This window comes from Streptomyces wuyuanensis (assembly GCF_900103455.1).
Taxonomy (GTDB): domain Bacteria; phylum Actinomycetota; class Actinomycetes; order Streptomycetales; family Streptomycetaceae; genus Streptomyces; species Streptomyces wuyuanensis.
Map to the genome: position 1 here is coordinate 114,252 of NZ_FNHI01000012.1, position 13,406 is coordinate 127,657.

15 protein-coding genes are annotated in these 13,406 nt (G+C 73.4%); 2 read left to right on the forward strand and 13 right to left on the reverse strand.

Translation table 11 applies throughout. The annotated features are described in order from the left end of the window. Positions 1-31: 31 nt before the first annotated feature. The 5 genes from BLT82_RS18835 to tsaB all read right to left on the reverse strand — a co-directional run bounded on the left by BLT82_RS18835 (position 32) and on the right by tsaB (position 3,339). Positions 32-682: a hypothetical protein gene (locus BLT82_RS18835; RefSeq protein WP_093656310.1), complete on the reverse strand. Its 651-nt coding sequence runs from the start codon at positions 680-682 to the stop codon at positions 32-34. Positions 683-805: 123 nt separating this feature from the next. After that, positions 806-1,090, reverse strand: coding sequence for a hypothetical protein (locus BLT82_RS18840; RefSeq protein ID WP_093656312.1), 285 nt, complete (start codon positions 1,088-1,090; stop codon positions 806-808). Continuing rightward, positions 1,087-2,199 carry a tRNA (adenosine(37)-N6)-threonylcarbamoyltransferase complex transferase subunit TsaD gene (gene tsaD / locus BLT82_RS18845; RefSeq protein WP_093656314.1) on the reverse strand — a complete coding sequence of 371 codons (1,113 nt, stop codon included), beginning with the start codon at positions 2,197-2,199 and terminating at the stop codon, positions 1,087-1,089. The genes BLT82_RS18840 and tsaD overlap by 4 nt, the downstream gene beginning before the upstream one ends. Beyond that, the gene (gene rimI, locus BLT82_RS18850; protein WP_093656316.1) at positions 2,192-2,689 is read right to left on the reverse strand and encodes a ribosomal protein S18-alanine N-acetyltransferase; all 498 of its coding nucleotides are present in this window, start codon (positions 2,687-2,689) and stop codon (positions 2,192-2,194) included. The genes tsaD and rimI overlap by 8 nt, the downstream gene beginning before the upstream one ends. Beyond that, positions 2,686-3,339, reverse strand: a complete 654-nt coding sequence (gene tsaB, locus BLT82_RS18855) for a tRNA (adenosine(37)-N6)-threonylcarbamoyltransferase complex dimerization subunit type 1 TsaB (protein ID WP_093656318.1) — start codon at positions 3,337-3,339, stop codon at positions 2,686-2,688. Before tsaB ends, rimI begins: the two co-directional genes overlap by 4 nt. Positions 3,340-3,441: 102 nt before the next feature. Here tsaB and BLT82_RS18860 point away from each other — a divergent pair, with 102 nt between their 5' ends. Then, positions 3,442-3,996, forward strand: coding sequence for a L,D-transpeptidase (locus BLT82_RS18860; RefSeq protein ID WP_244292037.1), 555 nt, complete (start codon positions 3,442-3,444; stop codon positions 3,994-3,996). A gap of 72 nt (positions 3,997-4,068) precedes the next feature. On the opposite strand, the gene BLT82_RS38000 is transcribed toward BLT82_RS18860, so the two are convergent. From BLT82_RS38000 to BLT82_RS18900, 8 genes are all read right to left on the reverse strand, one after another. After that, complete coding sequence (locus BLT82_RS38000; protein ID WP_093656322.1) at positions 4,069-4,263, reverse strand: hypothetical protein; 195 nt, start codon at positions 4,261-4,263, stop codon at positions 4,069-4,071. Between the two features lie 180 nt (positions 4,264-4,443). Next, positions 4,444-4,968, reverse strand: coding sequence for a tRNA (adenosine(37)-N6)-threonylcarbamoyltransferase complex ATPase subunit type 1 TsaE (gene tsaE / locus BLT82_RS18870; RefSeq protein ID WP_093656324.1), 525 nt, complete (start codon positions 4,966-4,968; stop codon positions 4,444-4,446). Further along, a complete protein-coding gene (locus BLT82_RS18875) occupies positions 4,940-6,169 on the reverse strand; it encodes an alpha/beta fold hydrolase (protein ID WP_093656326.1) in 1,230 nt (409 codons plus the stop codon). Before BLT82_RS18875 ends, tsaE begins: the two co-directional genes overlap by 29 nt. Before the next feature lie 24 nt (positions 6,170-6,193). Continuing rightward, complete coding sequence (alr, locus tag BLT82_RS18880) at positions 6,194-7,378, reverse strand: alanine racemase (RefSeq protein WP_093656328.1); 1,185 nt, start codon at positions 7,376-7,378, stop codon at positions 6,194-6,196. A 90-nt stretch (positions 7,379-7,468) separates the two neighbouring features. Continuing rightward, complete coding sequence (locus BLT82_RS18885) at positions 7,469-8,902, reverse strand: NAD(P)H-hydrate dehydratase (protein WP_093656535.1); 1,434 nt, start codon at positions 8,900-8,902, stop codon at positions 7,469-7,471. A gap of 194 nt (positions 8,903-9,096) precedes the next feature. Then, positions 9,097-9,465 (reverse strand): holo-ACP synthase, encoded by a 369-nt coding sequence (locus BLT82_RS18890; protein WP_093656330.1) that lies wholly within the window; start codon positions 9,463-9,465, stop codon positions 9,097-9,099. Beyond that, positions 9,462-11,309: a glutamine--fructose-6-phosphate transaminase (isomerizing) gene (gene glmS / locus BLT82_RS18895; RefSeq protein ID WP_093656332.1), complete on the reverse strand. Its 1,848-nt coding sequence runs from the start codon at positions 11,307-11,309 to the stop codon at positions 9,462-9,464. The genes BLT82_RS18890 and glmS overlap by 4 nt, the downstream gene beginning before the upstream one ends. Positions 11,310-11,410: 101 nt before the next feature. Further along, on the reverse strand, positions 11,411-12,217 hold the full coding sequence (locus BLT82_RS18900) for a hypothetical protein (RefSeq protein ID WP_093656334.1): 807 nt from the start codon (positions 12,215-12,217) through the stop codon (positions 11,411-11,413). Between the two features lie 176 nt (positions 12,218-12,393). On the opposite strand from BLT82_RS18900, the gene coaA reads away from it, so the two are divergent. Beyond that, the gene (gene coaA / locus BLT82_RS18905) at positions 12,394-13,386 is read left to right on the forward strand and encodes a type I pantothenate kinase (RefSeq protein WP_093656336.1); all 993 of its coding nucleotides are present in this window, start codon (positions 12,394-12,396) and stop codon (positions 13,384-13,386) included. Positions 13,387-13,406: the final 20 nt, after the last annotated feature.

A 13,406-nucleotide genomic window follows, 5' to 3' on the forward strand; every position in this document is an offset into this window, starting at 1 on the left:
CGCCGGCCGGCGCCGCGCGCCCGGCCGCCTCTCAGCCGCGCCCCTCCCCCGGCGCCACCGCAGCGGAGGCCACGGAGGTCAGCCGCGCCGCCCAGCGGTAGTGCGCCACCGCCTTGGTGACACCGGCCAGGCCCGCGACCCAGCACAGCACGCCGACCCCCATGAAGTACGCGACCTCCCCGTAGGTCCAGCTCCCGGGGCGCGCGGCGGCCGGGGCCGCGAAGGACACCCACAGCCCGAACGCGGCGAGCAGGAACGACACCAGGAACCAGGCCAGGCTCCGGCCGGGGGCGCCGAGCCGGGAGTCGCGGGCCGGGTCGAGGTCGAGCGCGGACCACTGCGCGAGCAGCCTGCGGATCCTCAGGTCGCGCCGGACGTCGAAGCCGGCCACGAGCCCGAACGGCACCAGCACGGCGAGGCCGAGCGCGACGCAGACGCCGAGGACGAGGGCGCTCAGCGGATCGAGGGCGTCGAAGCCGGCCAGCCCCGCCCCCACGAGGCCCCAGCCGAGCTGAAGCCCCGACAGCTGCAGCAGGAACAGCAGCAGTCGGGGCACGCCGAGCAGTCGTCCCGTCAGCCCCTGGAGCACCGCGGCACGGTCGGCGAGCATCGCGTCGCGATCCGGCCAGGTGCGGATCTCCGCGGGAGGCGGTGGTGGCGGAAGAGGCGTGCGTTGGGACATGCGTACGAGGCTATCGCCCGGCCTGCGGGCGCCGTCCGGCCCCGACCCGGCGTCCGCAGAGGGGAGTTGACGCCCCACCCGGCGGGCGCTGCCGACCTGCCGCCCGGACCGCCCGAGAAGAGCTCAGCCCCCGGTGAAGTCCGCTCCGGAGAAGTCGAGCGACTGGAAGCGCCAGCGGTGCACGGGCCGGCCGATCAGCTCGGCGTCCGGGTCCGGCAGCTCCGGGAGTTCGTCGTCCGGGCCGTCCGTCTCCCACCAGGTCAGCACCAGCACCCGCTCACCCGGTGCCCGGAAGGTCTCCCGGCGCAGCGGGGCGGCGGCGAGGGTCCTGGCGCGGGCCCACTCCAGCAGTTCCCCGCCGCGTCCGGAGGCCGCCCTGGCCTCCCACATCAGGGTGACGACGGTCATGAGTAGAGGTTGTCCTTGCTGATCTCGTGCACATGGTCGTGGTCGTGCACATGGCCGTGGTGGTGCTCGCCCGGCACATGCGGGTCGGTCACCGGCAGCGAGGAGTCGGCGGACAGCTCCCAGTCCGACGCGGGCCGGTTCCTGGCGACCATCTCCGCACCCAGCGCGGCGACCATGGCCCCGTTGTCCGTGCACAGCTTCGGCCGGGGCACCCGCAGCCGGATCCCGGCGCGCTCGCAGCGCTCCTCGGCCATCGCGCGCAGCCGGGAGTTCGCGGCGACACCGCCGCCGATCATCAGGTGGTCGACGCCCTCGTCCTTGCAGGCGCGCACGGCCTTCCGGGTCAGCACGTCGACCACGGCCTCCTGGAAGGACGCGGCCACGTCCCGCACCGGGACGTCCTCGCCCGCGTTGCGCTTCGCCTCGATCCAGCGGGCCACGGCCGTCTTCAGCCCGGAGAAGGAGAAGTCGTAGGCGGGGTCGCGGGGACCGGTCAAACCGCGCGGGAACGCGATCGCCTCCGGGTCGCCCTCCTTCGCGAGCCGGTCGATGACCGGACCGCCGGGGAAGCCGAGGTTCAGCACCCGGGCGATCTTGTCGAACGCCTCGCCCGCCGCGTCGTCGATCGTCGCCCCCATGGGCCGTACGTCGGCGGTGATGTCGGGGGCGAGCAGCAGCGACGAGTGGCCGCCGGAGACCAGCAGGGCCATCGTCGGCTCGGGCAGTGGGCCGTGCTCCAGCTGGTCGACGCAGATGTGCGAGGCGAGGTGGTTCACGCCGTACAGCGGCTTGCCCAGCGCGTACGCGTACGCCTTGGCGGCGGAGACGCCCACGAGCAGCGCGCCCGCGAGTCCAGGACCGGCGGTGACCGCGATGCCGTCGAGGTCCCTGGCCGTGACCCCGGCCTCCTTGAGGGCGCGCTCGATCGTCGGGACCATCGCCTCCAGATGGGCGCGGGAGGCGACCTCGGGCACGACCCCGCCGAAGCGCGCGTGCTCGTCGACGCTGGAGGCGATGGCATCGGCGAGGAGCGTCGTCCCGCGGACGATGCCGACGCCCGTCTCGTCGCAGGACGTCTCGATGCCGAGTACGAGGGGTTCGTCAGCCATGGTTTCCGGTTCCTTGTGCGTCGTGTACGTGCAGCCGCATCACGAGGGCGTCGACGTTGCCGGGCTGGTAGTAGCCGCGGCGGAAGCCGATCGGCTCGAAGCCGAAGCGCTCGTACAGCTTCTGGGCCCGGGTGTTGTCCACCCGTACTTCGAGCAGGACCTCGTCGCACTCGAACGCGGTCGCGTGCTGCAGCAGGTCGGTGAGGAGCCGCGCGCCGAGTCCCGTGCCCCACTGGTCGCGCGCGACGGCGATGGTCTGGACGTCACCCAGCCCGCCGGCCGCCGCGAGGCCCCCGTAGCCGACGATCCGCCCCTCCGCCGGGTCCTGGGCGACCACGTAGCGGCGCGTCGCCTGCGGCCCGCGCGCGTGCGCCAGTTCGGACCAGAACATCCCGGGGGACCAGGCGTCCTCCGGGAACAGCTCGTGCTCGAGGTCCAGCACCGGCGCGATGTCCCACCAGCGCATCTCGCGCAGGAAGGGGGTGCTCACTGTGGCGTGACCACCTTGTAGTTCTTGGGCACCTGGGCGTCCGGACGGCGCAGGTACAGCGGCCGCGGCGGCAGCAGTTCCTCGCCGGCGGCCAACTTCTCGGCGGCCAGTGCGGCGAGCGCGGCCGCCGACTGGTGCTCGGGGCCGCGGGCGTCCGCGAAGACCTCGGGGTACAGCAGGGCGCCGGCGCCGACCGCGGGAAGCCCGGCGACCTGCTCGGCGATCTCGGCCGGCCGGTCGACCGCGGGCCCGCCGGTCCTCGTACGGGAGCCGTCGTACGACGCCCAGTAGACCTCCTTGCGCCGCGCGTCGGTGGCGACCACGAACGGCCCCTCCAGTCCGGAGGCGTACGCGAGCCCGTCCAGCGTGCACAGTCCGTGGACCGGGACCCCGAGCGCAGAACCGAAGGTGGCGGCGGTGACCAGCCCCACGCGCAGTCCGGTGTACGGGCCGGGGCCGACGCCGACGACGACACCGGTGACCGCGTCGAGCTTGAGCCCGGCGGCGGCGAGGACCCGGTCGACGGAGGGCAGCAGCAGTTCCCCGTGCCGGCGGGCGTCGACCTGGGTGGACTCGGCGACGACGGAGTCGCCGTCGTGGAGGGCGACGGTGACGGCGGGCGTGGCGGTATCAACGGCGAGCAAGAGCACGCAAACAGCCTACGGCCACCGCGGGGGAGGCACGGCGTCCCGTCCCGCCGCCCCCCTGCTGCTACCGTCACTCAGGCAGGTGTGCGAGCGAGGGGAGCAGGCGTGGCAAGGAGCAGCTCGGGAACGGTGGCCGGGCTCACCGCTGCGGCCCTCGCCGTCGTCGCGTTCCTCGCCTACCAGGCCTCCGCGAACGTGCCCGCCGGCCTGGAGAAGCCCGCGGCGGCCGCCCCCAGCGCCCGTCCGTCGGAGCCCGCCGCCGAGGGCCCGCGCAAGGACCCTCTGGCCGTCCCCACGGGATCCGGCAAGGGCGTCCGGGTGGTCTACTCGCTGGCCGAACGCCGGGTCTGGCTGGTCGGCGCGGGTCAGCTCACCCAGACGTTCCCGGTCGTGCCCAGCACGGTCAGCCCGAGGCCCGGCACGTACGAGGTGACCTCGCGCAGCGGCCGGATCGAGGGTTCGGACGGTGTGGAGATCGAACACGTCGTGCGGTTCGCCAAGGTCGACGACGTGTCGATCGGCTTCAGCGCCGCCGTTGACGGATCGATGGCGAGCCCGGCCCCCGGCAGGAAGACCGGTGGCGTACGGATGAAGCGCGCCGACGGCGACGCCATGTGGACGTTCGCGACGGTCGGCTCGAAGGTCGTCGTCGTCCCTTAGCGCAGCACGGGAGACCGGATTGCCACGACGCCCGGGGGCGGGCACCGCGCCAGGGAGTTTCACTCGTACGGGCTACGCCGCGTCGCGATGCGCTTCCCGCTCCTCCGGAGTCTCTCCAGCCGGGGCGGCTCCGCCGCGGTCGTGCGGCGGGGTGGAGACCGCACTGGCCGCCGCGCACGACGCCAGCAGATCACGCATGGAGAACGCCGCCGGCGACGGCCGGGGCGACGGCTTCGGCCGTGACTGCGTTTCGTGCTCAGCCGGCATGGATGCCTCCTGGTGCTCCGGGGGCAGGCACGGTTAGGCAGCCCTAACCACGTACTGTCCTCCATGTGACCATGCCCGGGACGGCGGACGCAACACCTTGCCGACGTCTTGTCGGAACGTACACACAGGCGGATCAGGCGGCGTCCGGCCGGACGCCGCGCCTCCGGATCCCGGCGGGGCTCAGGCGCTGAGACCCGCCAGCCCGGCGTCCGCCCAGCGCGCGCCGACGCCGGTGAGCGTGATCTGGCGGCGGTCGTCGTCCGTGTTGCCCACGACCCGGTGGATGACCACGTGCAGCCGGTCCTCCGACAGGTCCTCGACCTTGCCGTCGCCCCATTCCACGACGACCACCGAGTCCGGCAGCGACACGTCGAGGTCGAGGTCCTCCATCTCGTCCAGCCCGCCGCCCAGCCGGTACGCGTCCACGTGCACCAGCGCGGGCCCGCCCACCAGGGACGGGTGCACCCGCGCGATCACGAAGGTCGGGGAGGTGACGGCACCGCGCACACCCAGGCCCTCGCCGAGCCCGCGCGTCAGAGTCGTCTTGCCGGCGCCGAGCTCACCGGTGAGCATTACGAGGTCACCGGGCCGCAGCAGCTTCGCGAGCCGGCGGCCCAGCTCCTGCGTCTGCTCCGGCGAGGCGAGGGTCAGACGGACGGCGGACGGGTCTGCGGTGTCAGCCGCCGGGCTGTGCGGTGCTTCCATACGTGCCAACGTTAGCCGCTGCCGGGACCGCTCCGACCCGCACCAGCAGGTCCGCCAGCCGGTCGGTGACCACCTCGGGGTGCTCCAGCATCACCAGGTGCCCCGCGTCCGGCACGATGACCAGCTCCCCGTCCGGCAGCAGGTCCGCGATCGCCTCACTGTGCGAGCTGGGGGTGACCAGGTCGCGGTCCCCGGCCAGCACCAGCACCGGGACCTCCTGGAAGACGTCCAGCGCCGCCGCCTTGTCGTGCTCGGCGAACGCCGGGTAGAACTCGGCGACGACGTCGATCGGCGTCCCCTCGATCATCCGCTCGGCGAACCTGGCCACCGCCGGATCCACGTCCCTCGAACTGAACGAGTAGCGCTTGATCAGCCCCGCGAAGAGGTCGGCCGTCGCCCTGCGGCCGCGCTCCACCAGCTCCGCCTGGGAGCCGAGCGCCTTCAGGACCCCCGGCAGCACCCTGCGGACCACGTTCACGCCCGCCACCGGCAGCCCGTAGTTCACCTCGCCGAGCCGGCCCGCCGAGGTGCCGACGAACGCGGCCCCTGCGACCCGCTCCCGGATCAGCTCCGGATACGCGGCGGCCAGCGCCATCAGCGTCATGCCGCCCATGGAATGGCCCACCAGCACGAGCGGCCCCTCGGGGGCGGCCTCGTCGATGACCGCCTTCAGGTCACGGCCCAGCTGGTCGATGGAGACCGGCATTCCTTCCGGGCCGGTCTGCGAGGCGCCCCGTCCCGAGCGGCCGTGGCTGCGCTGGTCCCAGTGCACGGTACGGATCAGCCCGCGCAGCGCGGCCCGCTGGAAGTGCCAGGAGTCCTGGTTGAGGCAGTAGCCGTGGCTGAAGACGACGGTCACCGGGGCGGGGGCCTTGCGGCCGAACAGCCTGCGCCGGCGCGGCGCCGCGCCGCCCGTCTCCGGGTCCACCTCGTCCGTCTCGTAGTACAGGGCCGTGCCGTCGTCGGCCACGGCCCTGCCCGGAGTGCCGCGCAGTGCCCCGTACGGCCCGGAGGCGTCCAGGGCGAGCCGGGCCTTCCGGCGCATGCCGCGGCCCACGGTCATCCGCTCTATCGCGACTCCCGCCGCCGCACCGGCGGCGATCACCCCTATGGCGGCGCCGGCGACACCCGCCCGGCGCCAGTTGCCCATGGCGGCGTCGGTCACCGCCGCCGCCACGTCCCCCGCGCTGTTCTCGCTCACCGTGCCGCTCCTACTGGTGGTCGTCTACTGGTCGTCCGGTCCTTCGCCGGGTGCCGTGCCGTCACCCTCGTGGAGATGGACGCGCGGCACGCGCGCCCCGATCCGGGTCACGATCTCGTAGGCGATCGTGTCCGCCGCCTCCGCCCAGTCCTGCGCGGTCGGTTCGCCCCGGTCGCCCGGGCCGAACAGCACGGCCTCCGCACCCTCCTCGACCGAGTCCCCCTCGGGGCCGAGGTCGACGACGAACTGGTCCATCGCCACCCGGCCGGCCACCCGCCGCCACTCGCCGCCGACCAGCACCGGACCGCGGCCGGAAGCGTGGCGCGGGATGCCGTCCGCGTACCCCACCGGCACCAGGCCAAGGGTGGTCTCGCCACCGGTGACGTAGTGGTGCCCGTAACTGACGCCGTGTCCGGCGGGAACGCGCTTCACCAGCGCCACCGACGCCTTGAGCGTCATCACCGGGCGCAGCCCGAAGTCGGCGGACGTGCCCAGCTCCGGGCTCGGCGAGATCCCGTACACGGCGATTCCGGTGCGCACCAGGTCGAAGTGGCTCTCCGGAAGGGTCAACGTGGCCGGAGAGTTGGCGATGTGCCTGACCTCCGGCTCGATGCCCTCCTTCTCCGCGTACGCCACCAGGTCCTTGAAGACGGCCAGCTGGGCGGCGATCGACGGGTGGCCGGGCTCGTCGGCACACGCGAAGTGCGACCACAGGCCGGTGACCCTGACCGTGCCCGCCTCCTCGGCGGCGCGGGCCGCCGCGACCAGTTCGGCCCAGTCGGCGGGCTGGCAGCCGTTGCGGCCGAGGCCGGTGTCCGCCTTGAGCTGCACTCGCGCGGGGCGGCCGGCCTCCTCGGCCGCCCGCGTCACCTCGCGCAGCGCCCACATGCCGCTGACCGACACGTCCAGGTCCGCCTCGACCGCCTCGCGCCAGGGACCCCCCGGCGTCCACAGCCAGCACATCACGCGGCCGCCGATCCCGGCCGCCCGCAGTCCGAGCGCCTCCTCCGGCGTCGCGGTCCCCAGCCACTCGGCGCCCGCCGCCAGGGCCGCTTTCGCACAGGGCACCATCCCGTGTCCGTAGGCGTCCGACTTGACCACGGCCATGAGGGCGGCACGGGGCGCCCGCGCACGCAGCGCGCGGACGTTGGCGCGCAGCGCGGCGAGGTCGATCTCGGCACGGGCCCGGAAAACTGGGTTCTGAGTCATCGCGCTCAGTCTCTCAGAGGCCCACCGTTCAGTTCGTACGGCAACGACCACGAGTGGCCCTGGTCACCCACCTGCGGTGGCTGCGGAACCTCAGGGGGTCCGAGTGTCGCCCCAGGCGCGCGGAATCGCCCCGGCCACGTCCTGGGCGGAAACCGGGGCGCCCTGCGAGGCCAGCCGCGCCGCCAGGCCGTGCAGATACGCCGCCACCGACCCGGCGTCGACCGGTTCGAGGCCCGCCGCGAGGAGCGAACCGGCGAGGCCGGACAGCACATCGCCGCTGCCGGCCGTGGCGAGCCAGGAGGTGCCGGTCGGGTTCACCCTCACCGGACGGCGGGCGTCCGCGTCGGCCACGAGCGTCGTGGATCCCTTCAGCAGCACCGTGGCGCCGTACTTGGCGGCCAGCGCCCGTACGGAGCCGAGCCGGGCCCCCTCGACCTCCCCGCGGTCCACCCCGAGCAGCACGGCCGCCTCGCCCGCGTGCGGAGTGAGCAGCGTCGGGGCGCTGCGGGCACGCACCGCGTCCGGGTCCAGCCCCCTCAGCCCGTCGGCGTCGACCAGCACCGGGACGTCGGACTCCAGCACCTCCGCCACCCCCGGCCCGTCGCCGAGGCCCGGTCCGATGACCCACGCCTGCACCCGGCCCGCCCGTGAGGGCGGCCAGCCGTGCACCAGCACCTCCGGGAACCGGGCGATCACCGCGTCCGCCCCCGGCCCGACGTACCGCACGGCCCCGGCGCCGCCGTGCACCGCGCCCGCCACCGCGAGCACCGCTGCGCCCGGGTAGCGGGCGGACCCCGCCACGACGCCGACGACCCCGCGCCGGTACTTGTCGCTCTCCGCGGCGGGCACCGGCAACAGCCTCGCCACGTCCGCGTGCTGCAGCGCCTCCAGGTCCGGCACGGACGGCAGCCGGGGACCGAGCCCGATGTCGACGAGCCGCACGGCCCCGGCGTACTCGTGCGCCGGGTCGACGAGCAGGCCGGGCTTGTACGTACCGAAGGTGACGGTGGCGTCGGCCCGTACCGCCTCGCCCCGCACCTCCCCCGTGTCCGCCTCGACGCCGCTCGGCAGATCGACGGCGACGACCGTGGCTCCGGAGCCCCGGGCGGCCCGCGCGACCGGCACGGCGTCGGGGCGAAGGCCGCCGTGGCCGCCGATGCCCGTGATGCCGTCCAGGACGACGTCGGCGACGGCGAGCACTCCGAACGGGTCCTCGGCGACCCGGCCCCCGGCGGCCCGCAGCGCCGTGAGCCCGCCCTGGTGGGCGCGGTCCGGAGCGAGCAGCACCGCGCTCACCCCGGCGCCCCGGCGGGCCAGCCGCGCGCCCGCGTACAGGGCGTCGCCGCCGTTGTCGCCGCTGCCGACGAGCAGGACGACACGGGCGCCGGAGACGCGGGGCAGCAGACCGGCGACCGCGGCGGCGAGACCGGCGGCCGCCCGCTGCATGAGCGCGCCCTCCGGCAGTTCGGCCATCAGTTCGGCCTCGGCGGCCCTTACGGTGTCGACGCTGTAGGCATGACGCATGCTCAGAAGCATGCCGTGCGAGCGCGCGTGGCGCTTGCGGGGCGTCACGTTCCGGACGCCCGCCGGGCGGGCCCCACCGGCTCCGGCCGGTCCCGGCTGTTCGCCCCGGGACCGGGCGGAACGGGGGATCCGCCGTGGGGCGGGTCGTGAAAGCAGCTCCGTCCGCCCGCAGGACGGGGCTCTCACCACACGCCCTACCCCTCCGCGATCACCATCGCCGACGCCACCCCCGCGTCATGGCTCAGCGAGATGTGCCACGTCCGCACACCCCGCTCCCGCGCCGCCGACTCCACCGTGCCGGTGACGCGGAGGCGCGGACGGCCGGAGTCCTCGACGTAGACCTCGCAGTCCGTCCAGAGGAGCCCCGCCGGCGCCCCCAGCGCCTTCGCGACCGCCTCCTTCGCGGCGAAACGCGCCGCGAGGGAGGCGATTCCGCGCCGTTCGCCGCTCGGGAGGTGCAGCTCGCTCCGGAGGAAGAGACGGTCCGCCATCGCCGGCGTCCGGCGCAGCGCCTCCTCGAAGCGGTCGATCTCGGCGACGTCGATCCCCACCCCGATGATCATTCGACGGTGACCGACTTCGCCAGGTTGCGCGGCTGGTCCACCTCGTTGCCCCGTGCGGTGGCGAGTTCGCAGGCGAAGACCTGGAGGGGGACGGTCGCCACCATCGGCTGGAGCAGCGCCGGAGTCTGCGGGATGCGGATCAGGTGGTCGGCGTACGCCTCGACCGCCTCGTCGCCCTCCTCGGCGATGACGATGGTCCGCGCACCACGGGCCCGGATCTCCTGGATGTTGGAGACGATCTTGTCGTGCAGCACGGAGCGACTGCGCGGCGACGGCACCACGATGACCACGGGCACGTCGTTCTCGATCAGGGCGATGGGCCCGTGCTTCAGCTCGCCCGCGGCGAAGCCCTCGGCGTGCATGTAGGCGAGCTCCTTGAGCTTCAGTGCGCCTTCCAGGGCCACCGGATAACCGACGTGCCGGCCGAGGAAGAGCACCGTGTTCTTGCGCGCCAGGGAGCGGGCCAGGGCACGCACCGGCTCCATGGTCTCCAGGACCTGGTCCACCTGGGTGGCGATCTGGGAGAGGTCCCGGATGACGGCCCGGATCTCGTCGCCCCACTTGGTGCCGCGCACCTGCCCCAGGTACAGGGCCACCAGGTAGCACGCGACCAGCTGGGTCAGGAACGCCTTGGTCGAGGCGACCGCGACCTCCGGACCGGCGTGCGTGTAGAGCACGGCGTCCGACTCGCGTGGGATCGTGGAGCCGTTGGTGTTGCAGATGGCGAGGACCTTCGCACCCTGCTCGCGGGCGTGGCGCAACGCCATGAGCGTGTCCATGGTCTCGCCCGACTGCGAGATGGCGACGACGAGCGTCCGCTGGTCGAGGATCGGGTCGCGGTAGCGGAACTCGCTCGCCAGTTCCACCTCGCAGGGGATCCTCGTCCAGTGCTCGATGGCGTACTTGGCGATCAGCCCGGCGTGGAACGCCGTGCCGCACGCCACGATCACCACCTTGTGCGCCTCCCGCAGCACCGCGGCCGGGATGCGCACCTCGTCGAGCGTGAGCGAGCCCTCCGCGTCGATCCGCCCGAGGAGGGTGTCGGCGACGGCCTTCGGCTGCTCGGCGATCTCCTTGAGCATGAAGTAGTCGTAGCCGTCCTTCTCGGCGGCCGAGGCGTCCCAGTCCACGTGGTACGAGCGCACTTCCGCGGGCGCACCGTCGAAGTCGGTCACCGTGACGCCGTCGCGCCGGAGTTCGACGACCTGGTCCTGGCCGAGTTCGATGGCCGAGCGCGTGTGGGCGATGAACGCGGCGACGTCCGAGGCCAGGAACGCCTCGCCGTCGCCGACGCCGACGACGAGAGGGGAGTTGCGGCGCGCGCCGACCACGACGTCCGGCTCGTCCGCGTGGACGGCGACCAGGGTGAAGGCACCGTCCAGCCGCCGGCACACCAGGCGCATGGCCTCGGCGAGTTCACCGCAGGACGAGAACTCCTCGGCGAGCAGATGGGCCACGACCTCGGTGTCCGTCTCGGAGGCGAGGTCGTGGCCGCGCTCGGCGAGTTCCGCCCGCAGCGCGGCGAAGTTCTCGATGATGCCGTTGTGGACGACGGCGACGCGCCCGGCGTTGTCCAGATGCGGATGGGCGTTGGCGTCCGTGGGGCCCCCGTGGGTGGCCCACCTCGTGTGCCCGATGCCCGTGGAGCCGCTGGGCAGCGGGCGGTCGGTGAGTTCCTTCTCCAGATTGAGCAGCTTCCCGGCCTTCTTGGCCGCGGCCAGCCCTCCGTCGGCGAGCACGGCCACGCCTGCCGAGTCGTAGCCCCGGTATTCGAGCCGCTTGAGCCCCGCGATGACGACATCGAGCGCGGACTGCGCTCCCACGTAACCCACGATTCCGCACATGGCGGCAGCCTACGGCTCCGACGCCGCGCCCGCCTCGGCCGCGGCCCGCACGTGCCCGGTGGCCCGCCGCCGGCCGTCCGTGCGACCGGCGGCGGTTCCGGTCAGCCGAGCTTGGCGGCCTGGGCGTCGATCACGACGGTGGGCAGCGGGAACTCCTTGCCCGAGGCGATGGAGCCGAGGTTGATGGAGGAGAACGAGGCGATGGTGGAGCCCTGACGCACCAGCACCACCTTGTGCGGCATCTTCTGGCCGTCCTGCTCGGAGACGAGCGCCCAGGCGGCGGCCTCCTGGCCACCTGACGCCTTGATCTCCTCCACCTTGACGACCTTGGACTTGTCCGTGCCCATCGTCATGCCGAAGCCGCCCGCGCAGGCGTCGGCAGCGGTCCGCAGGCCGGCGACGGCCTCCTCGGCGCCCTTGCCGTCGTACGAGGAGAGGGAGACCATCGTGGCGGTCATGTCGAGGGCCGCCCCGAGCGCCTCCTCCACGTCCTTGTCCGTCAGGTCGCCCAGGCCGGTCGCCGCGTCGTCCTTCTTCGGCTCCTCGATCACCTTGCGCTTGACGGTCGCCTTCGCCTCCCCGAGCGGCACGGCGGCCACGGCGTCGGCCAGCGGCTTGCAGTCGGCCTTGTCGACGACGACCTTGTCGCCCGCGACCTCGTCCTCGGGCCCGGTCTTGGTGACCTTGTGGCCCTTGACCTCGCCCTCGGCCAGGGCGAGCTTCTCCAGCTCGGCGGCGGTCAGCGCCTTGGCCGCGGGCTCGGCGGCGGCGGAGGAGCCGCCCTTGGCCTTGTCGCCGCCCCCGCCCTCGCCCCCGCCCTCGCTGCCGCTGCAGGCTGTGGCGAGCAGGGCCAGGGAGACGGCGGTGACGGCGGTGACGGCGGTACGGCTGATGGCGGAGGTTCGCATGGAGGATCTTTCTGTGTGAATGATGTGAACACGATAGGACCGCCGTGTGACAGGGCGATCATGCAGGACGCCCCGGTGCCCGAACCGTGACGCCCGCGTGATCAACCGGAGCCGGCCCCGGCCCGCGTGACCGAGCCCACCCCCCACGACCCGCCCTCAGCCCCGACAATGAGCATGTGATCACTTCGCCGCCACGAAGCCGCAGGGCCGACCGGACCGAGGCGTCCCCGTATGTCGACCTGACCCGCGAGGAGTGGAGCGCCCTCCGCGAGAAGACGCCGCTGCCGCTGACCGCCGCCGAGGTCGAGCAGCTCCGCGGCCTCGGTGACGTCATCGACCTCGACGAGGTACGGGACATCTATCTGCCGCTGTCCCGGCTGCTCAATCTGTACGTCGGGGCCACCGCCAACCTCCGGGGGGCCCTCAACACCTTCCTCGGTGAGGCGGGCAACGGCCACGGCACCCAGCGCGGCACCCCGTTCGTCATAGGGGTCGCGGGCTCCGTGGCCGTCGGCAAGTCGACGGTGGCCCGGCTGCTGCAGGCGCTGCTCGCCCGCTGGCCGGAGCACCCGCGCGTCGAGCTGGTCACCACCGACGGCTTCCTCTATCCGATGAAGCAGCTCCAGGACCGGGGACTGATGTCGCGGAAGGGCTTCCCCGAGTCGTACGACCGCCGCGCCCTGACCCGTTTCGTCGCCGACATCAAGGCCGGCAAGGACGAGGTGTCCGCGCCCGTCTACTCGCACCTCATCTACGACATCGTCCCCGGCGAACGGCTGACCGTGCGCCGCCCCGACATCCTGATCGTCGAGGGCCTCAACGTCCTCCAGCCGGCCCTGCCCGGCAAGGACGGACGCACCCGGGTCGGTCTCGCCGACTACTTCGACTTCTCCGTGTACGTGGACGCCCGCCCGGAGGACATCGAGCGCTGGTACCTCAACCGCTTCCGCAAGCTGCGCGAGACCGCGTTCCAGGACCCGTCCTCGTACTTCCGCAAGTACACCCAGGTCTCCGAGGACGAGGCGCTGGACTACGCGCGGACGATGTGGCGCACGATCAACGGCGTCAATCTGCAGGAGAACGTGGCTCCGACACGGGGGCGTGCCACCCTGGTCCTGCGCAAGGGCCCCGACCACAAGGTCCAGCGGCTGTCCCTGCGCAAGCTCTGAGTCCGCCGTCCGCCGCCACG